Genomic DNA, 22,007 nt, shown 5'->3' with positions numbered 1-22,007 from the left:
GGCCGTAGGGAGGACCCACCCCCGCCCACACCCACACCCACACCCACACCCACCCAACGGGCAGCCCCTCTAACCCCCACCTCAAGACACCGGCATAACCCTCATAACCCTCATAGCCCGCCTAGCCCCCATCTCTAACCCCCTCCCCCACGTCCGTGCCACCCTGGACCCATGCCCGAAGGAGACACCGTCCACCAGGCAGCCGGGCGGCTGCACAGCGCCCTCGCCGGGCACACCCTCACGCGTTCGGATCTGCGCGTGCCGAAGCTCGCGACGGTCGACCTCACCGGGCGCACCGTCCTGGACGTGACCCCCCGCGGCAAGCACCTCCTCACCCGCATCGAGGGCGGGCTCACCCTGCACTCCCACCTCCGCATGGACGGGGCCTGGCGGATCTACGCCCCCGGCGAGCCCTGGCGGGGCGGCCCCGGGCATCAGATCCGGGCCATCCTCGGCACCGCCGAACGCACCGCCGTCGGCTACCGCCTGCCCGTCCTCGAACTGCTCCGCACCGCCGACGAGGACAAGGCCGTGGGTCACCTGGGCCCCGACCTCCTCGGCCCCGACTGGGACCCGGCGCTCGCCCTGGCCAACCTCCTGGCCACGCCCGAGCGCCCCCTCGGCGAGGCCCTCCTGGACCAGCGCAATCTCGCGGGCATCGGCAACGTCTACAAGAGCGAACTCTGCTTCCTCCTGGGGGTCACCCCCTGGCTCCCCGTGGGTCAGTTGCCCGAGGAGACGGCCGCTCGCCTTCCCGCCCTCGCGAAGAAGCTCCTGGAAGCCAACCGCCACCAGCCGTCCCGCACCACCACCGGCCGCCCCCGCCCCGGCCAGCGCCTCTACGTCTATGGCCGCGCGTCCCGCCCCTGCCTGCGCTGCGGCACCTCGGTCCGCGTGGCGGAACAGGGCGACGGCTCCCGCAGCCGCCCCACCTACTGGTGCCCCACCTGCCAGCGAGGCCCCACCAGTTGACGTGCCGTCAGATCCAGTCGTACCGTCCCGTCATGCCCGTCAAGGCGTACGACCTCACCGGCCGCACGGCATTCGTCACCGGCGCCGCCAGCGGCATCGGCCGGTCCTCGGCCCTGCTCCTGGCCGAGGCGGGCGCCACCGTCCACTGCGCCGACCGCGACGACGAGGGCCTCGACGAGACCGCGGCGCTCATCAAGGCGGCCGGCGGCGAGGCGCACACCCACCGACTCGACGTCGCCGACAGAGAACAGGTCGACCGGGCCGTCGCACAGGCCGCCGCCACTGCCACCGCCGCCGCGCCGCACGGCCGACTCGACATCATGGCGGCCATCGCCGGAATCATGCACAGCAGCCCGGTCCTGGAGACCCGCGACGAAGACCTCGACCGGGTTCTGAACATCAACTTCAAGGGCGTCCTGTACGCGTGCCAGGCGGCGGCCCGAGCCATGATCGACGCAGCCGCCACCACAGCCACGGCCACACCCCCAGCCACAGGTACAGGTACAGGTACAGGCATATCCACCCGCAAGGGCGGCAGCATCATCACCATGGCCTCGGGAGCCGTGGACACCGGCGGCCCCGGCCTCCTCTGCTACGGCGCCGCGAAGGCCGCCGTCGTGCAACTCACCAAGACCCTCGCCACGGAGGTCGGCCCGCACGGCATCCGGGTCAACGCCGTCGCCCCGGGTTGGATCCGCACCCCCATGACGGACCACCACGACGCGAAGCCCCACGCCCACACCGGGGAAGTCATGGCCCGCATGTCACCCTTGGGTCGCGTCGGCGAACCGGAAGACATCGCGCACGCCGTGCTGCATCTGGCCTCCGACGCCTCAGCCTTCACGACGGGCCAGATCCTCCGCCCGAACGGCGGCGTCGCCATGCCTTGGTGATCCGCGCCCTCGCCGCCCCGCTGATCGGCCGCCCCTCGGCGGGAGCCCGGCCCCGGCCCCCACCCCCACCTCGCGCCTTCAAGGCCCGTACGGCCTGAGAGTGGGGCACACAGTGAACGGGGAGCAGACTCAGCCCCCACCCCCCAGCGGCGATGGATCCCTCCAGAGCCCCCGCGTCGGGCGCGAAGGCAAGCCGCAGTACGCCCCACCACCACAGCGCGCCGATCGCGAAGACGGGCACCCACCGGACCACCCGCCACGTCACGGCTGTCACACTCGCGGCTGTCACGGCTATCACGGCTGTCACCTCCCGCCGACGCGAGATCGACGCTAAATGCCCGAGTTCACCCCCCGGGAGGGCGCACCACCGGCATCAGGTGCGCCGAGCGGCGCTACGGCGCGCGACCCGCGACACCGACCCGGCGGTAGCGCCCCTTCAGGGCCAGCCCCCAAGGGTCGACCCCCAAGGACAACCGCTTGGCGCCCAACCTCAGCCGTTCTCGGCCTGGAACATCCAGTGGTGCTTCTCGAGATCGGCCGTGATGCCGATGAAGATGTCCTGGCTGACCGGGTCGGCCTCGCCGGTCGCGTCGATCCGCTCACGGAATCGCGTGATCACCGCGCCGAGCGCGTCCACGAGGACCCCGATCGCGTCCGAGTCCTTGATCCAGCCCTCGGAGACCTTGCTGATACCGCTGCTCTGCGCCACGGTCGCCGCGCGCCCGTCGGGCGAGACACCGAGCGTGGAGGCACGCTCCGCCACCGTGTCGGAGTGCTGCCTGGCGGTGTCCACGACCTCGTCGAGCTGGAGATGTACGGAGCGGAAGCGCGGGCCGATCACATTCCAGTGGACCTGCTTGGCCACCAGCGACAGGTCGACCAGGTCCACCAGCGCGCCCTGGAGCGCCTCCGAGACCGTCTTCTGGTCCGCGTCGGACAGCGGGCTCTTGGCGACGTACATCTGTCTCCTCCAACTCATAGACGAACGAGAGAAACCCTCATCAACCATGGCATAAGTACTGCAATATGGCTGATTAAGAGGACTTCTATCCCCATCGGGAGCTTCTACACAGGACGTCCGTCCCTCCCCGCAAAGCAGAAGGTCCCGACCGGGTACCCGGTCGGGACCTTCACACGCACAAACGCCTTCACGCGCACCATCACCTTGGCACGCACAGACGCTCAGCCAAGCAGCAGTACCGTCACGCCGCGACGACGTCCACCGCCTCGGCCGGAGCCTTGATCGTCACCCGTTCCGGTGGCACACCGGTCACGGAGACGGAATTGAGCATCGGGCGAACCGGCGCACGCACCGGTTCCGTGACCGTTGCCGACTCAGCCAGCTCGGCGAGCGACAGCTCGTCACTCACTTCACGCATCAGCTCGGACATCCGTACGTCAAGCGCGTCGCAGATCGCGGAAAGCAGCTCGGAGGAAGCCTCCTTCTGCCCCCGCTCCACCTCGGAGAGATAGCCGAGCGAGACTCGGGCGGACGAGGAGACTTCGCGCAGAGTACGGCCCTGGCGCTGGCGCTGCCGACGCAGCACGTCACCCAGCAGGCGACGGAGCAGAATCATCGGTGGCTCCCTCCTCGGACCGCGTAGCCGCATCCTTCACGCCCCACCGTACCGCCTTGCGCGGCGGCCGTGCGGGGAGCGATGTCGTGTTCACTCAGGGCTGCAAACATCAATTCCCCCCGTTCTGTTCCGTATCCTGTGCCCGCCCATTCCCCACAGCTTCGCCCGACAGCTGCTTGAGCAGCAACGTCAGCACGCTCCGTACACTCTCCATACGGATTTCCGTACGGTCACCGTTCAACCGCAGGGCGGCTACTTTCCCCTCGGCTCCGCCATCGGCGTAACCGCGCATCCGGTCCAGACCGGGCCCCGCGACCGCCACGAAGACGGTCCCGACGGGCTTCCCGTCCTGGGAGTCGGGACCCGCGACCCCGGTGGTCGCGATCCCCCAGTCGGCGCCGAGCGCCTTGCGCACGCCCACCGCCATCTGCCGCGCGACCTCGGCGTCCACGGCTCCGCGTTCGTCCAGCAGAGTGCCGTCGACCCCGAGCACGTCCCGCTTCAGGTCGGTGGCGTACGCCGTCACGGACCCCCGGAAGACCATCGAGGCGCCGGGCGCCGCCGTGATCTCGGCGGCCACCAGGCCTCCTGTGAGCGACTCGGCGACAGCGAGCGTCTCACCGCGTGCGGCGAGGAGCCGCAGCAGTCTGCTCGCCGACACCGCGGCGGCCGAGGGTCCGGGGGATGTCACTTCGCGGCCTCCCGGGCGGCCTCCGACGCCGCCGTACGTTCCTCGGCCCTGCCCTGCCTGCGCAGCACAAGGGCCTGCTTCACATAGTCGAGGCCGGTCACCACCGTCAGGACGACGGCGACGGCCATCATCCAGAACCGCAGCGTCGCGAGCGGCCCCGTCAGGGCGAGAACGTACATCCCGACCGCCGTGCCCTGCGCGAGCGTCTTCATCTTGCCGCCGCGACTGGCCGGAATGACGCCGTAGCGGATCACCCAGAACCGCAGCAGCGTGATGCCAAGCTCGCGCCCGAGAATCACGCCGGTCACCCACCAGGGCAGGTCGCCGAGCCAGGACAGACAGATCAGCGCGGCACCCATGATCGCCTTGTCGGCGATGGGGTCGGCGATCTTCCCGAAGTCCGTGACCAGGTTGTATGTACGTGCCAGGTGGCCGTCGAAGAGGTCGGTGATCATGGCGACGGCGAAGGCGGCCCAGGCGAACGACCGCCAGGCCGGGTCGTGTCCGCCGTTGCCGAGGAGGAGCATCACGAAGCCCGGCACGAGCAGCAGCCGGACCATGGTGAGCAGGTTGGCGACGTTCCACAGGCTGGCCTGATTGACGGCCGCAGCACCCAGCTTCCCGCCACGCACCGGCTTGGCGCCCGAAGCGCCTTGCGTGCCGGAACCGCCTGACGCGGATGCCGGGACTCCGGTCATCTGCCGGCCTCCTCGAGACACTCAGCCACCAAGTCCACGCCCTCCGTGCCGACGACCTTTGCCACGACCATACGGCCGACCAGCAGGCCCTCCCCACCCGTGGCGCCCGTCAGACGGATCTGGCCGTCCGTCTCCGGGGCCTGGTGCGCGGCCCGGCCGAGCGGGCCCTCTTCCTCGTCGAGGGACTCCACGAGAACCTCGACGCTCTCCCCGAGCCGCTCCTCGGCACGCTGCGAGGTCAGGTCCTCGGCGAGGCGCGCGATGTGCGCCAGCCGCTCGTCGACGACGTCCTGGGGCAGCTTCCCGTCGTACGTCGCCGCTTCGGTGCCCTCCTCGTCGGAGTAGCCGAAGACACCGATGGCATCCAGTCGCGCACCGGTCAGGAACCGCTCCAGCTCAGCGACGTCGCCCTCGGTCTCGCCGGGGAAGCCGACGATGAAGTTGGACCGGACACCGGCCTGCGGCGCCTTGGACCGGATGGTCTCAAGAAGCTCCAGGAAACGGTCGGTGTCACCGAAGCGCCGCATCGCGCGCAGCACGCCGGGCGCGGAGTGCTGGAAGGACAGGTCGAAGTAGGGGGCGACCTTCTCCGTCGAGGTGAGTACGTCGATGAGCCCGGGCCGCATCTCGGCGGGCTGAAGATAGCTGACCCGCACCCGCTCGATTCCGTCGACGGCGGCCAGCTCGGGAAGGAGCGTCTCCAGTAGCCGGATGTCGCCGAGGTCCTTGCCGTAGGAGGTGTTGTTCTCGGATACGAGCATGACCTCCTTGACGCCCTGCTCGGCGAGCCAGCGCGTCTCGCCGAGGACATCGGAGGGACGACGCGAGATGAAGGAACCGCGGAAGGACGGGATGGCGCAGAACGAGCAGCGCCGGTCGCAGCCGGAGGCCAGCTTCACGGAGGCGACGGGGTTGCTGCCGAGGCGGCGGCGCAGCGGGGCACGCGGTCCCGAGGCGGGCGCGACGCCCTCGGGCAGGTCCTTGGGGGGCTCCGGGGCCTCTACGGGGGCGTGCCCGGGCAGGGCGATCCCGGCACCGGCGACCTGCCGCTCCGCGGGGCTGATGGGCAGGAGCTTGCGCCGGTCACGCGGGGTGTGCGCCTCGACGCTGCCGCCGCTCAGGATGGTCTGGAGCCGGCTGGAGATGTCCGAGTAGTCGTCGAACCCGAGCACACCGTCGGCCTCGGGCAGCGCCTCGGCGAGTTCCTTGCCGTAGCGCTCGGCCATGCAGCCGACCGCGACGACGGCCTGGGTCCTGCCATGGCCCTTGAGGTCATTGGCTTCGAGCAGGGCGTCGACGGAGTCCTTCTTGGCGGCTTCGACGAAGCCGCAGGTGTTGACGACGGCGACGTCCGCGTCCTCGGCGTCCTCGACGAGCTGCCAGCCATCCGCCTCCAAGCGGCCTGCGAGCTCCTCCGAGTCCACCTCGTTACGGGCGCAGCCAAGAGTGACAAGGGCGACGGTGCGGCGTTCGGGCATGCTCTCAAGACTACTTCGTCCACGCCGCGGCCCCCGCCGCCAGGGTTACCCGGCGGTCGGCCCACGGCCCCCGGCACGTCACCCGGGCGTCACCGCGGTCCCCGCCGCTTCGCTGGTCAGCCGCCCCGGAGGGGGTCGGTCAGCCGACTTCCGGGTCACCCTTCGTGTACGTGAGGCGCTCCACCGTGCCGGGCTCGAATTCGTTCGCGACCGGCTTGCCGTTCACGTACAGGTTGATCGCGCCCGCGTCGCCGAGGACGAGGTCGATCTTCTGCTTGTCCTGGAAGGTCTTGGCCTGGCCCTGCTCCAGGACGCCGTCGAAGAGGGTGCGGCCGTTGTGGTCCTTGGCGGAGATCCAGCTGCGGCCGTCCGCGGCGTCGACCTTGACCGTGACCTTGTCGCGCGGCACACCGGCGATGGCGCTGTCCGACGGGTCGGGCTTGGGGTCGGCGGGCTTGTTGGGCTTGGGCTTCTCCGCGGGCTTGGTGGAGGCGGGCGTGGAGCCCTCGGCGACCGACCGCGACCCGTCGTTCTCGTCTCCGCCGTTGAACGCGGTGAATCCGACGAAGCCGATCACCGCGACGATCGCGGCGACCATGGCCGCGGTCCAGTTCGGCCGGCGCGGGTCGGAGCGGATGCGCTCGGCCTCGAAGAGGGGCGCCGCCGACGTGGGCGCGGGCGGGTGGCCGCCGTGACTCTCGTCGTACCGCGCGAGCAGCGGGGCGGGATCGAGCCCGACGGCGCGCGCCAGGGTCCTGATGTGGCCGCGGGCGTACACATCGCCGCCGCAGCGCGAGAAGTCGTCCTGCTCGATCGCGTGCACGATGGGGATGCGCACCCGGGTGGAGGTGCTGATCTCGTCGACGGTCAGGCCGGCGTCGACGCGGGCCTGCCGTAGGACACGGCCGATCGAGGGCCGGTCGTCGGCCTGGCGGTCGCCTGCCGGGGCTTCGTCTGCCGGGCTTTTCGCTGCCGGGTCGGCGAGTCGGTCGAGGCGGTCGTCCGAAGGTCGGTCGTCTTCTGGGGAGTTGCCGATGGACACGGGGGCGCCTTTCGAGCGTGTAGCCACCTGCCGGAGGTTCAGTTTAGGGGCCCCGAGAAAGAGTGGGGCAACTGGGCGGACGGACTTTGTACGCCATCAGAATGGCCGGACGTCCTGATGGCGGGACATCGCGCTGTCGTCTCTTTCAACTTGACGTGTGCCGAAGGGAAACGGTTGCCTCCCGATTCCTTACGGGTGAGCCTCCCCTTTCCTCACCGGTGAGCCACCCCTTCCCTACGGCTGAGCCTCCCCCCGGATCACGGCGAGCACGCCGTCCAGCTCATCGGGTTTCACAAGAACGTCACGTGCCTTGGAGCCCTCGCTCGGGCCCACGATGGAGCGCGACTCCATGAGGTCCATCAGCCGTCCGGCCTTGGCGAAGCCGACGCGCAGCTTGCGCTGGAGCATCGATGTGGACCCGAACTGGGTGGATACGACCAGCTCAGCGGCCTGGCACAGCAGATCGAGGTCATCGCCGATGTCCTCGTCGATCTCCTTCTTCTGCTGGGTGCCGACGGTGACGTCGTCGCGGAAGACGGGCGCCATCTGGTCCTTGCAGTGCTGAACCACCGCGTGGATCTCGTCCTCGGTGACGAAGGCGCCCTGCATTCGGGTGGGCTTGTTCGCCCCCATCGGCAGGAAGAGGCCGTCACCCTTTCCGATGAGCTTCTCCGCACCCGGTTGGTCGAGGATGACCCGGCTGTCGGCGAGCGAGGAGGTCGCGAAGGCGAGCCTAGAGGGGACGTTCGCCTTGATCAGACCGGTCACGACGTCCACGGAGGGCCGCTGCGTGGCGAGCACCAGGTGGATGCCGGCCGCGCGCGCGAGCTGCGTGATGCGCACGATCGAGTCCTCGACGTCGCGTGGCGCGACCATCATCAGGTCGGCCAGCTCGTCGACGATCACCAGCAGATACGGATACGCCTGAAGCTCCCGCTCACTGCCCTCGGGCGTCTTGAGCTTGCCCTCGCGGACGGCCTGGTTGAAGTCGTCGATGTGCCGGTAGCCGAACGCGGCGAGGTCGTCGTAGCGCAGATCCATCTCGCGTACGACCCACTGGAGCGCCTCGGCGGCCTTCTTGGGGTTGGTGATGATCGGCGTGATCAGGTGCGGGATGCCCTCGTACGCGGTCAGCTCGACGCGCTTGGGGTCGACGAGGACCATCCGCACGTCCTCGGGCGTCGCTCTTATCATGATCGAAGTGATCAGGCAGTTGATGCACGACGACTTACCCGATCCGGTGGCTCCGGCCACCAGGATGTGCGGCATCTTCGCCATGTTGGCCATGACATAGCCGCCCTCGACGTCCTTGCCGAGCGCGACCAGCATCGGGTGGTCGTCCTCGGCCGCGTCCGCGAGGCGCAGCACGTCGCCCACGTTGACCATCTCGCGGTCGGTGTTGGGGATCTCGATGCCGACCGCGGACTTGCCGGGGATCGGCGAGATGATCCGCACGTCCGGGGAGGCGACCGCGTACGCGATGTTCTTGGCCAGCGCCGTGATCTTCTCGACCTTCACGGCGGGGCCCAGCTCGATCTCGTAGCGCGTGACCGTCGGGCCGCGCGTGAAGCCGGTGACGACGGCGTCGACCTTGAACTCCGTGAACACGTTCGTCAGCGAGGCCACGACCGCGTCGTTGGCGGCGCTGCGGGTCTTCCCGGGCCCGCCACGCTCCAGGAGGTCCAGCGAGGGCAGCGCGTACGTGATGTCGCCGGCGAGCTGAAGCTGCTCGGCGCGCGCCGGGAGTTCGCGTGGGGCGTCGGGCGGGGACTTGGTGAGGTCCGGTACGACGCCCTCGGCGGGCGCCTGCGGCTTCTTCCTGAGCTTGCCGGGCACCGGGGCGTCCGTGGCGCGCGCGGGCGGCACAGGGGCCGTGCGTGCGCTCTCCTCACGCTCCTCACGCTCCCCCGAGACGCCCTGTGTCAGGTCGGCGACCAGCGGCGAGGGCGGCATACCGTGCAGGACGGCTCCGTCGAGGTCGGCGGCCGCGGCGGCCGCCACATCCACGGCGTCCCGCGGCCGGCCCATGTCCGGCTGCCCGGACGTCCTGCGCGGCCTGCGGCGCTTGGAGAGCGCCTCCTCCTCGGCGTCGTCGGGGGCGTACGCCTCGGGGGCGAGGGAGCGCCGGCGCGCGGTGCGTGCGGGCAGCGCCTCGCGCCACTGCTCGTCGTAGCGCTCGTCGTCGTCGAAATACTCCTCCGCCATGGGCTCCGCCTGGATCACGCCGAGCTTGATGCCGAGCAGCCGCAGCCGCTGCGGGATGGCGTTGACGGGTGTCGCCGTGACGACGAGCAGACCGAAGACGGTGAGCAGCACCAGGAGCGGCACCGCGAGGATCTCGCCCATGGTGAAGATCAGCGGCGTGGAGGCGCCCCAGCCGATCAGCCCGCCCGCGTCCCTTATCGCCTGCATGCCGTCGCTGCGGGCGGGTGAGCCGCACGCGACGTGGACCTGTCCAAGGACCCCGATGACCAGGGCGGACAGGCCGATCACGATGCGGCCGTTGGCCTCGGGCTGCTCCGGATGGCGGATGAGGCGTACGGCGATGGCACCGAGGAGCAGCGGTACGAGCAGATCGAGGCGGCCGAAGGCGCCGGTCACCAGGATCTCGACGAGATCACCGACGGGGCCCCGCAGATTCGACCAGGTGCCCGCCGCGACGATCAGAGCGATGCCGAGCAATAGCAGCGCGAGGCCGTCCTTGCGGTGCGCCGGGTCGAGGCCCTTCGCCCCGCGCCCTATGCCGCGGAACATGGCGCCGACCGCGTGTGCGAGGCCGAGCCAGACGGCCCGCACCACGCGGTACAGGCCCCCGGTGGGGCTGGGTGCGGGCCGGGGCGCGGGCTTCTTCACCACGGCTTTCTTCGCCGGGGCTCTCTTCGCGGGCGCCTTCTTGGCCGCGGTCTTCCTCGCGGGCGGTCTGGCGGCGGCCTTCTTCGCCGGAGCCTTCGTCGGCGCGGCCGCCTTCTTCGCGGGCGTCTTCTTGGCTGCGGGCTGACGTGAGGCCATGGGTGTGAGGTTACCGTTGTCGACCACTGCGGACACGTGTGCCCTCCCCCGAGTTCTCGACTTCGCTCGAACAGGGGGGACCCCTACCATCACCCGTTCGTGTCGCCCTTGCGGGGGCGGTGAACTGACGGGCACTCACCGGAGCCGCGGGGCGACCTGGCGCGTCAGTTCTGCGAGGGGACCGAGGGGGCGCCGCTGCCGGTGCCCGGTTCCAGGGCGTCAAGAGCCCGCCGCAGGCCGGTGAGTTTGCGTTCGAGATGGGCAGCGGTGGCCACCGCTGCCGCGTCCGCCGACTCGTCGTCCAGCTGCTTGGAGAGCGCTTCGGCCTGCTCCTCGACGGCCGCGAGCCGCGCGGACAGTTCGGCGAGGAGGCCCGCGGGCTCCTTCACGCCGCCCCGCTCGGCCTTGCCGCCGCCTTCGAGCTGGAGGCGCAGCAGAGCGGCCTGCTCCCGCAGTTGGCAGTTCTTCATGTACAGCTCGACGAACACCGAGACCTTCGCGCGCAGCACCCACGGGTCGAACGGCTTGGAGATGTAGTCCACCGCGCCCGCCGCGTAGCCGCGGAACGTGTGGTGCGGCCCGTGGTTGATGGCGGTGAGGAAGATGATCGGGATGTCCCGGGTCCGCTCCCGCCGCTTGATGTGCGCGGCGGTTTCGAAACCGTCCATTCCAGGCATCTGGACGTCCAGCAGAATGACCGCGAAGTCGTCCGTGAGTAGTGCTTTGAGCGCTTCCTCCCCGGACGATGCCCGCACCAGTGTCTGATCGAGCGCAGAGAGGATGGCCTCCAGCGCCAGCAGATTCTCCGGCCGGTCATCGACCAGGAGGATCTTGGCCTTCTGCACCATGGCCCGCCCTCCTCGCCCCGGCGGTACACCGGGCGCCGCCCCAGAGGACGACTCCCTTGCGCCGCCCGTCCTTGTGCCGGTCATGGTAGCCGCACCCCGCCTGTCGCCACACCCTGTCACCGCGATGTCACTGTGCACGTAGCAGAAACGCGGTGGGAGACCAGAAGGTTCCCCGAATACCGCCGTTCTACACGACCTCGGCCACACTGTGTCAGCAACTCCGTGTGACCAAGCCGGTTCTCGGTCATTGACCGCGCATCCACTGCTCCATCACTGACAACAGGTGATCCGGATCGACCGGCTTCGTCACGTAGTCGGAAGCTCCGGAGTCGATCGCCTTCTCCCGGTCGCCCTTCATCGCCTTCGCCGTGAGCGCGATGATCGGCAGCCCGGCGAACTGCGGCATCCTGCGGATGGCCGTCGTCGTCGCGTAGCCGTCCATCTCGGGCATCATGATGTCCATCAGAACAACCGTCACGTCGTCGTGCTGCTCCAGGACTTCGATCCCTTCCCGGCCGTTCTCCGCGTAGAGCACCGACAGGCCGTGCTGCTCCAGGACGCTCGTGAGCGCGAAGACGTTGCGGATGTCGTCGTCGACGATCAGGACCTTCTCCCCCTCGAAGTGGAAGCCGGGCCGCGCGGGCGCCGCCTCCTGCCCCGCGGCGGGCCACTGCTCCTGCGGCCGCTGGTCCTGGCCCCCCGCCGGCTGCCCCGGCAGCGCGGGCGGCTGCTGCTCCGGTGCCGAGCGGCGGCGGCGCCTGAAGAGCGCCGCCGGGCCCGCGGGAGCCTCCTGGCGGGCCGCGGCGGCACCGTCCTGCTCCGAGGTCTCGGGCGCCCTCGCGGGGCCCTCCGGGGCGGGCAGTTCCGCCGTGGAAGGCACCGGCGCGAGCTGCGCGTAACCCTGGGGAGGCAGTTCGCTCGGGTGCAGGGGCAAATAGAGCGTGAAGGTCGAACCGCGGCCCGGTTCGCTCTGTGCGTAGATCTCGCCGCCGAGCAGCCGCGCGATCTCCCGGCTGATCGACAGGCCGAGGCCCGTGCCGCCGTACTTGCGGCTGGTCGTGCCGTCGGCCTGCTTGAAGGCCTCGAAGATGACCCGCATCTTGCTCGCCGCGATGCCGATGCCGGTGTCCGTCACGGAGAAGGCGATCAGGTCGGCGCCCGCGTCCCTCAGCGAGCCCGCCTCCAGGAGCTGTTCGCGGATCGCGTTGGGCACGTCGTTGTTGGCGTGCCGGATCACCAGCTCGACCGCTCCGGAGTCGGTGAACTTCACCGCGTTCGACAGGAGGTTGCGCAGCACCTGGAGCAGTCGCTGCTCGTCCGTGTGCAGCGTCGCGGGCAGTTCCGGGGACACGCGTACGGAGAAGTCGAGCCCCTTCTCCGCGGTCAGCGGACGGAACGTGGCCTCTACGTAGTCGACGAGTTGGACCAGGGCGATGCGCGTCGGGGAGACGTCCATCTTGCCCGCCTCGACCTTCGACAGGTCGAGGATGTCGTTGATGAGCTGGAGCAGGTCCGATCCCGCCCCATGGATCGTCTCGGCGAACTCCACCTGCTTGGGCGTGAGGTTCGAGTCGGCGTTGTCGGCGAGCAACTTGGCGAGGATCAGCAGGGAGTTGAGCGGTGTGCGCAGCTCGTGCGACATGTTCGCCAGGAACTCGGACTTGTAGCGCATCGAGACCGCGAGCTGCTCGGCGCGCTCCTCCAGGACCTGCCGGGCCTCTTCGATCTCGGTGTTCTTGACCTCGATGTCGCGGTTCTGCTGGGCCAGCAGCTCGGCCTTCTCCTCCAGCTCCGCGTTCGAGTCCTGGAGCGCCTTCTGCCGGTTCTCCAACTCGGCCGACCGCTCCCGCAGTTGCTCGGTCAGCTCCTGCGACTGCTTGAGCAGCACCTCGGTCTTCGTATTGACGCTGATGGTGTTGACGCTCGTCGCGATCATCTCGGCGATCTGGTTCAGGAAGTCCTTCTGGATCTGCGTGAAGGGCTGGAACGCGGCCAGTTCGATCACGCCGAGCACGGTCCCTTCGAAGAGCACCGGAAGCACGATGACCTGTGCCGGGGGCGCCTCTCCGAGGCCGGACGCGATCCGCAGATAGCCGGAGGGCGCGTTCTCCACGAGGATCGTGCGCCGCTCCTTGGCCGCCGTGCCGATCAGCGTCTCGCCGGGCCGGAAGGACGTCGGCATGGACCCCATGGAGTAGCCGTAACTGCCGAGCATGCGCAGCTCGTACGCGTCCTCGTGGTCGCCCCCGAGATCCTTGCCGTCATCCGTGGGCATCGCCAGGAAGAACGCGCCGTGCTGCGCCGAGACCACCGGCGTCAGCTCGCTCATGATCAGCGAGGCGACGTCCTCCAGGTCGCGGCGGCCCTGCATCAGACCGGAGATCCGCGCGAGGTTGCCCTTCAGCCAGTCCTGTTCCTTGTTGGCGAGGGTGGTGTCGCGGAGGTTCGCGATCATCGTGTTGATGTTGTCCTGGAGGACCTGGATCTCGCCCGCCGCGTCGACCTCGATCTTGAGGTTGAGGTCACCCCGGGTCACCGCCGTGGCGACCTTCGCGATCGCGCGCACCTGACGGGTGAGGTTCCCGGCCATCTCGTTCACGGACTCGGTCAGGTCGCGCCAGGTGCCGTCGACGTCACGCACGCGCGCCTGGCCGCCCAGCTGGCCCTCCGTGCCCACCTCGCGGGCGACCCGGGTGACCTGCTCCGCGAACGACGACAGCTGGTCGACCATCGTGTTGATGGTCGTCTTCAGCTCCAGGATCTCGCCCCGGGCGTCGATGTCGATCTTCTTGGTGAGATCGCCCTTGGCAATCGCGGTGGTGACCATCGCGATGTTGCGGACCTGGCCGGTCAGGTTGGACGCCATCGAGTTCACGGACTCGGTGAGGTCCTTCCACGTACCGGAGACGCCCGGCACGCGCGCCTGGCCGCCCAGGATTCCGTCCGTACCCACCTCACGGGCCACGCGCGTGACCTCGTCGGCGAACGAGGACAGCGTCGTCACCATCGTGTTGACCGTGTCGGCGAGCTGCGCGACCTCGCCGCGCGCCTCGACCGTGACCTTCTTGGTGAGGTCTCCGTTGGCGACCGCCGCCGAGACCTGGGAGATGTTCCGCACCTGGCTGGTCAGGTTGTTGGCCATCAGGTTGACGTTGTCACTCAGGTCCTTCCAGATGCCGGTGACGCCCGGCACCCGCGCCTGGCCGCCGAGCTGCCCCTCGGTGCCCACCTCGCGGGCCACGCGCGTGACCTGCTCGGCGAACGAGGACAGCTGGTCGACCATGGTGTTGACGGTCGTGACGAGTTCGAGGATCTCGCCCTTCGCGTCGACGGTGATCTTCTTGGAGAGGTCGCCCATGGCGACGGCCGTGGTGACCTCGGCGATGTTGCGCACCTGGAGGGTGAGGTTGTTCGCCATGCCGTTCACGGACTGCGTGAGGTCCTTCCAGGTGCCCGAGACACCCTGGACCTCGGCCTGGCCGCCGAGGATGCCGTCCGTGCCCACCTCGCGGGAGACCCGGGTCACCTGTTCGGCGAAGGCGGACAGCTGGTCCACCATCGTGTTCAGGGTGTTCTTCAGCTCAAGGATCTCGCCGCGCGCGTCCACGTCGATCTTCTGCGACAGGTCACCGCGGGCCACCGCCGTCGCGACCTGCGCGATGTTGCGCACCTGGGCGGTGAGATTCCCGGCCATGCCGTTCACGGAGTCCGTCAGGTCCCGCCACACACCGGCCACGCCCGGCACCTGCGCCTGGCCTCCCAGACGCCCCTCCGTGCCCACCTCACGGGCCACCCGGGTCACCTGGTCGGCGAAGGCGGACAGCTGGTCGACCATCGTGTTGATGGTGTTCTTCAGCTCAAGGATCTCGCCACGCGCGTCGACCTCGATCTTCTGGGAGAGGTCACCGCGCGCCACGGCCGTCGTCACCTGGGCGATCTGGCGCACCTGCGACGTCAGGTTGCCCGCCATGAAGTTGACGGAGTCCGTGAGGTCCTTCCACGTACCGCTCACGCCGTCCACGCGGGCCTGACCGCCGAGGCGGCCCTCGGTACCCACGTCCCGCGCCATCCGCGTGACCTGGTCGGCGAAGGACGACAGCTGGTCCACCATCGTGTTCACGGTGTTCTTCAGCTGGAGCATCTCTCCGGAGACGTCCACCGTGACCTTCTGCGACAGGTCGCCGTTGGCGACCGCCGTCGTCACCTGCGCGATGTTGCGCACCTGACCGGTGAGGTTGCGGAAGGCGGTGTTCACCGAGTCGGTGAGGTCCTTCCACGTACCGGCCGCGCCCTGCACCTGCGCCTGGCCGCCCAGCTCACCCTCGACGCCGATCTCCCGCGCCACTCGCGTGACTTCGGAACCGAAGGCGGAGAGCTGGTCCACCATCGTGTTCACGGTGTTCTTCAACTCGAGCATCTCGCCCGCGACATCGACGGTGACCTTCTGTGACAGATCGCCGTTCGCCACCGCCGTCGTCACCTGCGCGATGTCCCGCACCTGCGTGGTGAGGTTGCGGAAGACCGTGTTGACCGAATCGGTGAGGTCCTTCCACGTCCCCGCGGCGCCCGGCACATTGGCCTGGCCGCCGAGCTGCCCCTCGGCTCCGACCTCGTTGGCCACGCGCGTGACCTCGTCCGCGAACGTACGCAGCGTCTCGGTCATCTGGTTGATGGTCTCGGCGAGCTGGGCGACCTCGCCGCGCGCGCTCACCGTGACCTTCTGCGACAGGTCGCCGTTCGCGACCGCCGTCGTCACCTGCGCGATCCCGCGCACCTGCGCGGTCAGATTGCCGGCCATCAGGTTCACCGAATCGGTGAGGTCCTTCCACACGCCGGCCACACCGGGCACCTGCGCCTGGCCGCCCAGCTCCCCCTCCGTGCCCACCTCGCGGGCCACCCGGGTCACCTCGGAGGAGAACGAGGAGAGCTGGTCCACCATCGTGTTGACGGTGTTCTTCAGCTCCAGCATCTCGCCCGCGACATGAACCGTGACCTTCCGGGACAAGTCACCCTTCGCCACGGCCGTCGTCACCAGCGCGATGTCCCGCACCTGCGCGGTCAGGCGGTACGCCATGGTGTTCACCGAGTCCGTGAGGTCCTTCCACGAACCGGACATCCCGCGCACCCTGGCCTGCCCGCCCAGCTTGCCCTCGGTGCCGACCTCGCTGGCCACGCGCGTGACCTCGTCGGTGAAGGTGGAGAGCTGGTCGACGAGGTTGTTGACCGTCCGCCCGACCTTCAGGAACTCCCCGCGCAACGGATGGCCGTTCCCGTCCACCGACTGCGCCCGCAGCTCCATGCGCTGCTCCAGGTCGCCCTCCGCCACCGCGGAGAGAACCCGGCCGACCTCGGAGACAGGACGTACAAGATCATCGACGAGGGCGTTCGACGCCTCGATCGCGGCGGCCCACGAGCCCTCGCTCGCTCCGCCCTCAAGTCGTTCCGTGAGTTTTCCCTCACGTCCGACCATGCGCCGCACCCGCGAAAGCTCACCCGTCAGGTGCAGATTCCGGTCAGCGACCTCGTTGAAGACAGCGGCGATCTGCGACATCACGTCGTCGCCGGAGACCGTGAGCCGCTTGCGGAAATTGCCGTCCCGCATCGCCACCAGGGCCGCGAGCAGCCGATTCAGGGCCGCCGCGTCCACGGAAGCAGTCGCCCCATTGCGCGGTTTGCGCTGTTTGTTCAGGGACTGTCCGTCTTTCGCGCGCGTCTTAGTGCCCCGCGTCGCTGCGCCAGACTCCACTGTGTCCCTCCCGCAAGGGTTGACCTACTGCTTGGGCCGCTCAGGCTGTCTCCATGAAGCTTGCCCAGTGTTTCACCATGGCCGAACCAGGCCATAACAGTTCGGCAGCTTCGCACACCGTCCGCACACCCTCCGGGCGGAAACACTGACGACCGGCATCCGCTTGGACGGCGAAGGTAAGTAACCTTGCATCCGGCTGTCCAACCACCCCGGTCCTGCCCGGCCAGGGCGGTGGTACACGAACAAGCGGGCATCGGAGGGGCGGCCGCACCATGAGTTCGGGAGAACTGGGCGTCGATACAGTCGACACCGTCGATACTCGTCCGAGGAGTGCTGTGATCACCGCGCGTGCGGCTGCGACCTTCGAGCCCGTCGGGCGTTCCGTCGCCACGGCCCGCTCCTTCGTGCGCGACACCCTCCAGGGCTGGGGGTTCACGGACATCGCCGACGACGCCGTCGTCCTCACCAGCGAGCTGGTGACCAACGCCGTGGTGCACGCCGGCACGGCCGCCGACGTCCTGTGCCTGCGCAGCGCCGACGCCGTACGCATCGAGGTCTCCGACCACTATCCGGAACGGGAAATCCCGCTCCAGCAGTCCTCCGCCAACATGGGGAGCCCGGACCGCGAGGGCGGCCGCGGCCTCCAGCTGTGCGCCGCGCTCGCCACCCGCTGGGGCGTCGAGTACACCCCCACGCACAAGCAGGTCTGGTTCCAACTCGACCTCCCCCACCGCCCGGTGGGCACCCGCACCGCGGGCCCCTCGCTCCCCGCCGACCTCCTGCCCATCGCCGACGGCCGCGTCCGCGTCGCCGTCATCCAGATCGACCGCCTGGGCGCCATCTCCGCGTGGAACGAGGACGCGGAGGACCTCTTCGGATACGCCGCCGAGCACGTCACCGGCAAGCCGCTGAACGACCTGGCGGCCTGGCCGCACACCCCCGGCACCAGTACCGGCATCGCCGAGGCCCTCCAGCTCTCCCGCTGGGAAGGCAGCTACGGCATCCGCGGCGCCCACGGCCGCGTGATTCCCGTATACGCCTCCCACCTGCGCGTCCGCGACACCGACGGCGAACCGTCCACGGTCTGCCTTCTCGTACGCGACGACGAGCGCGCCGTCCTCCAGACCCCGCTGCGCGGCGCGACCCCCGAGCAGGCCACGCTCAGCGAGCCGAACGCCACGGACCCCTTCGAGGTCTTCATCGGCTCCCCCGCCCCCGATGACCTCGACGGCCTGCTCCAGCGCACCGTCGAGCGCGCCCGCGACATGCTCGACGGCGACGCCGCCTTCCTGCTCCTGGCCACCGACGACGAGACGGAGCTGGAGGTGCGCGCCTCCACGGGCCTGCCCTCGGCCCGCCAGCGCTTCGCCCGCGTCCCCGTCGAGGCGGGCCCCGGACGCTACGGCTCGGCCCGCATGCCGGCCGTCCACGAGGACCTCACCGTCGTCCCCGGCGCCGTCCCGCTCCTCAACGGCACGGGCATGCGCTCCGTCGTCACGGTCCCCCTCAAGGTCGAGGGCCGCCTCACCGGCTCCCTCGGCGTCGCCGCGGAGGCTCCCGACCGGTACTCGAACGAAGAAGCCCTGCGCCTCCAGTTCGCCGCCGACCGCATCGCCCTCGCCGTGGAGTCCGCGCGCCTCGGCGAGCTGGAGCGGCTCCGCCGCGGCTCGCTCTCGTTCCTCGTCGAGGCCTCCGACCTCCTCGCCGGCACCCTCGACCGTGACCAGACGCTGGCCCTGATGGCCCAGATGACGGTCCCGACGCTCGCCACCTGGTGTGCCGTCTACACCATCGCCGACCAGTCGGCCGAGCCCTACCTCTCGTACGTCCTGCACGAGGACGAGGACCGCATCGACGGCCTGAAGGCGCTCCTCTCCAAGATCGCCCCGCCCGACCCGGTGCCCACCCCGGGCGCCCGCGTCTGGGCCGCCCCTTCGGAGGCCGCACACCAGGCGGCGCTGCGCACCTCCATGCGCAGCCTCGGCCTCGGTGAGCCTGTGACGCTGGGTTCGGGCATCGGTACGACGCTCTCCACGGCGTCCGCGGTGGGCGGCGAGACGGTGGTCCTCCCCCTGGTCGCCCGCAACCGCGTCATCGGCATGCTCACGCTCGGTAAGCCCTCCGACGAGCACTTCCGCCAAGAGATCCTGGAATTGGCCGAAGATCTATCCCGCCGAGCGGCCCTGGCGCTGGACAACTCCCGTCTCTACTCCGAGCGCATGGCCATCAGCCAGTCCCTCCAGCGCAGCCTGCTGCCGCCCGGACTGCCCCAGATCCCGGGCGTGGAGGTCGACGTCATCTACCGCGCGGCCGGCGAGGGCAATGAGGTGGGAGGCGACTTCTACGACCTCTTCCCGATCCGCGACGGCGCGTACGGCTTCGCGATCGGCGACGTCTGTGGCACGGGCCCGGAGGCCGCGGCCGTCACGGGCCTCGCCCGGCACGCGCTGCGCCTGCTGGCGCGCGAGGGCTTCGGCGGCCCGGCCGTCCTGGAGCGCCTGAACGCCGCGATCCTCGACGAGGGGTCCCGCAGCCGCTTCCTGACTCTCCTCTACGGCGAGTTGTGGCCGCAGGAGGACGGCTCGGCGGTCCTGAAGATCGTCTGCGCCGGCCACCCGCTCCCGCTGCGCCTGCGCCAGGACGGCACGGTCGAGCCGTACGCGGAACCGCAGCCGCTGCTCGGCGTCATGGACGACCTGGAGCTGTACGAGCAGACGGTGACGCTCGATCCGGGCGACGTCCTGCTCTGCGTGACCGACGGCGTCACCGAGCGCCGCGAGGGCACCCGCATGCTCGGCGACGACGGCCTCGCCGACGTCCTGACGACGTGCACGGGCCTGACGGCCGGCGCGGTGGCGGCCCGCATCATGCGCGCGGTGGAGCGCTTCGCGTCGGACGCTCCGTCCGACGACATGGCGATCCTCGCGATGCGCGTCCCCGGCCTACAGAAGGACTGAGCGCCCCGGGGCACCCGCCGGGTGCCCCGGACACCGCCGAACCCCCGCGCATCCCCCATCCCCCATCCCCCTGTGAACATGACGAAGGCCCCCGCCCAACTGGGCGGAGGCCTTCACAAGTTGAGCCCCCAAGCGGAATCGAACCGCTGACCTTCTCCTTACCATGGAGACGCTCTACCGACTGAGCTATAGGGGCCTGCTGTCCTTCGCGGTTTCCCGCGCGGCAACGAAATAGATCATACCTGAAATCCGAGCCCTTCCGAACCGCCCGTTCCTCTGGACCGCCGGCCCCGGCGCTGCCACTCTGCGCGCATGCCGACCCGACGCGCCTCGCTGCCGCGGTCCGCCTTACCCCTGGCGGCCGCTCTCCTGCTCCTGCCGCTCACAGCCTGCGGATCCGAGACCGACAAGGGCGACCCCGAGCCCACGCGGAAACCGACGGCCGCGGAGACCCCGCGCCCGGGCGACCAGAAAGTGACGCTGTCCTGGAAGGGCGAGAAGCGCGTCTACACCGTCCACGCTCCGCCCGGCTATACCCGGTCCGAGCAATTACCTCTGGTCGTCGCCATGCACCCCTATCCGGCCGACGGTAAGGAAGTGGCCGCCATCAGCGGCCTGAACACCAAAGCGGACGAGGAGAACTTCCTCGTCGCCTACCCCGACGGCCTCAACCAGGGCTTCAACGCGTTCATCTGCTGCGGCTCCGAGGACGACACCGGATTCATACGTACGCTCGTCAAGCGGCTGACCGGCACCTGGAACGCCGACCCGGCGCGCGTCTACGCCACTGGCATTTCCAACGGCGGCGACATGTCGTACAAACTCGCCGTCGAACTCCCCGACACCTTCGCGGCGATAGCCCCGGTCAGCGGCGGCTATCTCGGCACCGACGCGGAGAAGGACTCGTACATGCCGAAGACCCCGGTCTCGGTCATCACCTTCATCGGCGGCCTCGACGAGCACTATGCCGGTATGAACGCGGGCATCAACGCCTGGCAGAAGCGCCTGTCCTGCGAGCCGGGCAAGCCGCAAAGGCTGAGGAACGACATCAGGAAGACCACCGCCGACTGCCGCGACGGTTCGCGCGTGGTCGTCTACCGGCTTCCCGAGATGGGCCACTCGTGGCCGAACGGCGCGGGCGGCACCATGTCCGACCCGAAGGCCGGCGTCAACGCGACCGATCTGATGTGGGAGTTCTTCACGTCCCACCCCAAGAAGGCGTCCTAGAAAGCGGGCTGGAGGAGCCCGCCGAGGGCGTTGCAGGCGGAGACCACACGCTGCAACTCGCGCCGCGACATCGACGCGTCGACCGGCAGCGCGAGCGTCTCGTCCGCGGCCCGCTCGGTCTCGGGCAGGCACACGTCCCGCCGGAATTGCGGTAGCCGGTGCACCGGCGTCTTCACGGGCACCCAGCAGTTGACGCCCTTGGCCCGTACGGCGCGGGCGAACGCGTCCCGGTCGGGCCGCCCGTTCCCGGGCACGCGCACCACGAACTGCTGGTAGCTGTGCTCCTCACGGACATCCGGCGTGACGACTCCACTGAGCCGCCCGCTCAGGTACGCGGCATGCGCCCGCCGCCGCTCGATGCCTTCGTACGGCGTCTCCGACTCGCCCTGCTCCAGGACGAGGAACCCCTGCCGCTGCCCCAGCTCGCGCAGTCGCCGTACGTCGGCCTGGTTCCCGAAGCGGTGTACGACGATGACGGCGGCCGTACGCGGGGTCACCGCCGAGGCGACGGCGTCAGGGTCTAGGCAGTACGTCGCCGGCTCTATGTCGGCGAACACCGGCAGCGCTCCCGCGAGGACGACGGCCTCGGCGACCTCGGCGTTCCCGTAGGCGGGCACGACCACCTCGTCACCGGTACCGACACCAGCGGCGCGCAACACTCCAACAGTCCCCATGCCTTCGGATGTTGGCCGCGCAACGTGAACGGCAAGTGACGCAAAACAAAAAAGAGCTGGTCCCTGAACCGAAGTTCAGGGACCAGCTCTATCAAGATTAGTTCGGCGGCGTCCTACTCTCCCACAGGGTCCCCCCTGCAGTACCATCGGCGCTATGAGGCTTAGCTTCCGGGTTCGGAATGTAACCGGGCGTTT

At 69.6% G+C, this 22,007-nt stretch carries 14 protein-coding genes, 1 tRNA gene and 1 rRNA gene; 4 read left to right on the top strand and 12 right to left on the bottom strand.

Features of this window, described 5'->3' with window-relative positions:
* Nucleotides 1-171 precede the first annotated feature (171 nt).
* Nucleotides 172-972, top strand: coding sequence for a DNA-formamidopyrimidine glycosylase family protein (locus IG54_RS0106775; protein WP_030778517.1), 801 nt, complete (start codon nucleotides 172-174; stop codon nucleotides 970-972).
* 32 nt (nucleotides 973-1,004) lie between these two features.
* The gene (locus IG54_RS0106770; protein WP_030778515.1) at nucleotides 1,005-1,865 is read left to right on the top strand and encodes an SDR family NAD(P)-dependent oxidoreductase; all 861 of its coding nucleotides are present in this window, start codon (nucleotides 1,005-1,007) and stop codon (nucleotides 1,863-1,865) included.
* A gap of 490 nt (nucleotides 1,866-2,355) precedes the next feature.
* Here IG54_RS0106770 and IG54_RS0106765 read toward each other — a convergent pair whose 3' ends face one another.
* The 9 genes from IG54_RS0106765 to IG54_RS0106725 all read right to left on the bottom strand — a co-directional run bounded on the left by IG54_RS0106765 (nucleotide 2,356) and on the right by IG54_RS0106725 (nucleotide 16,954).
* A complete protein-coding gene (locus IG54_RS0106765) occupies nucleotides 2,356-2,826 on the bottom strand; it encodes a Dps family protein (RefSeq protein ID WP_030778514.1) in 471 nt (156 codons plus the stop codon).
* A gap of 241 nt (nucleotides 2,827-3,067) precedes the next feature.
* Complete coding sequence (locus tag IG54_RS0106760; protein ID WP_030778512.1) at nucleotides 3,068-3,442, bottom strand: helix-turn-helix domain-containing protein; 375 nt, start codon at nucleotides 3,440-3,442, stop codon at nucleotides 3,068-3,070.
* A gap of 109 nt (nucleotides 3,443-3,551) precedes the next feature.
* A complete protein-coding gene (locus IG54_RS0106755) occupies nucleotides 3,552-4,133 on the bottom strand; it encodes a CinA family protein (RefSeq protein ID WP_234336034.1) in 582 nt (193 codons plus the stop codon).
* Nucleotides 4,130-4,831, bottom strand: a complete 702-nt coding sequence (gene pgsA, locus IG54_RS0106750) for a CDP-diacylglycerol--glycerol-3-phosphate 3-phosphatidyltransferase (protein ID WP_030778508.1) — start codon at nucleotides 4,829-4,831, stop codon at nucleotides 4,130-4,132. Before pgsA ends, IG54_RS0106755 begins: the two co-directional genes overlap by 4 nt.
* Nucleotides 4,828-6,309, bottom strand: a complete 1,482-nt coding sequence (gene rimO / locus IG54_RS0106745; protein WP_030778506.1) for a 30S ribosomal protein S12 methylthiotransferase RimO — start codon at nucleotides 6,307-6,309, stop codon at nucleotides 4,828-4,830. The genes pgsA and rimO overlap by 4 nt, the downstream gene beginning before the upstream one ends.
* A gap of 139 nt (nucleotides 6,310-6,448) precedes the next feature.
* On the bottom strand, nucleotides 6,449-7,351 hold the full coding sequence (locus IG54_RS0106740; RefSeq protein ID WP_030778504.1) for a helix-turn-helix domain-containing protein: 903 nt from the start codon (nucleotides 7,349-7,351) through the stop codon (nucleotides 6,449-6,451).
* A 234-nt stretch (nucleotides 7,352-7,585) separates the two neighbouring features.
* A complete protein-coding gene (locus tag IG54_RS0106735; protein ID WP_199809503.1) occupies nucleotides 7,586-10,360 on the bottom strand; it encodes a DNA translocase FtsK in 2,775 nt (924 codons plus the stop codon).
* Between the two features lie 164 nt (nucleotides 10,361-10,524).
* Nucleotides 10,525-11,208 carry a response regulator gene (locus tag IG54_RS0106730; protein ID WP_030778500.1) on the bottom strand — a complete coding sequence of 228 codons (684 nt, stop codon included), beginning with the start codon at nucleotides 11,206-11,208 and terminating at the stop codon, nucleotides 10,525-10,527.
* Between the two features lie 244 nt (nucleotides 11,209-11,452).
* A complete protein-coding gene (locus IG54_RS0106725; RefSeq protein ID WP_106976958.1) occupies nucleotides 11,453-16,954 on the bottom strand; it encodes a HAMP domain-containing protein in 5,502 nt (1,833 codons plus the stop codon).
* Between the two features lie 335 nt (nucleotides 16,955-17,289).
* Between IG54_RS0106725 and IG54_RS0106720 the strand changes: the two genes are divergently transcribed.
* Nucleotides 17,290-19,911 (top strand): SpoIIE family protein phosphatase, encoded by a 2,622-nt coding sequence (locus IG54_RS0106720; protein WP_030778498.1) that lies wholly within the window; start codon nucleotides 17,290-17,292, stop codon nucleotides 19,909-19,911.
* 123 nt (nucleotides 19,912-20,034) lie between these two features.
* On the opposite strand, the gene IG54_RS0106715 is transcribed toward IG54_RS0106720, so the two are convergent.
* Nucleotides 20,035-20,107, bottom strand: a tRNA-Thr gene (locus tag IG54_RS0106715).
* 116 nt (nucleotides 20,108-20,223) lie between these two features.
* Between IG54_RS0106715 and IG54_RS0106710 the strand changes: the two genes are divergently transcribed.
* The gene (locus IG54_RS0106710) at nucleotides 20,224-21,138 is read left to right on the top strand and encodes an alpha/beta hydrolase family esterase (RefSeq protein WP_078593789.1); all 915 of its coding nucleotides are present in this window, start codon (nucleotides 20,224-20,226) and stop codon (nucleotides 21,136-21,138) included.
* Here IG54_RS0106710 and IG54_RS0106705 read toward each other — a convergent pair.
* Both IG54_RS0106705 and rrf read right to left on the bottom strand, forming a co-directional pair.
* A complete protein-coding gene (locus IG54_RS0106705) occupies nucleotides 21,135-21,797 on the bottom strand; it encodes a DegT/DnrJ/EryC1/StrS family aminotransferase (RefSeq protein WP_030778495.1) in 663 nt (220 codons plus the stop codon). The genes IG54_RS0106710 and IG54_RS0106705 overlap by 4 nt on opposite strands.
* Before the next feature lie 115 nt (nucleotides 21,798-21,912).
* Nucleotides 21,913-22,007 (bottom strand): 5S ribosomal RNA (rrf, locus tag IG54_RS39135); the annotation flags it as partial.

Source organism: Streptomyces sp. NRRL S-920, assembly GCF_000717945.1.
In the GTDB taxonomy this organism is placed as follows: domain Bacteria; phylum Actinomycetota; class Actinomycetes; order Streptomycetales; family Streptomycetaceae; genus Streptomyces; species Streptomyces alboniger.
This window is presented reverse-complemented; position numbering and strand designations above follow the sequence as displayed.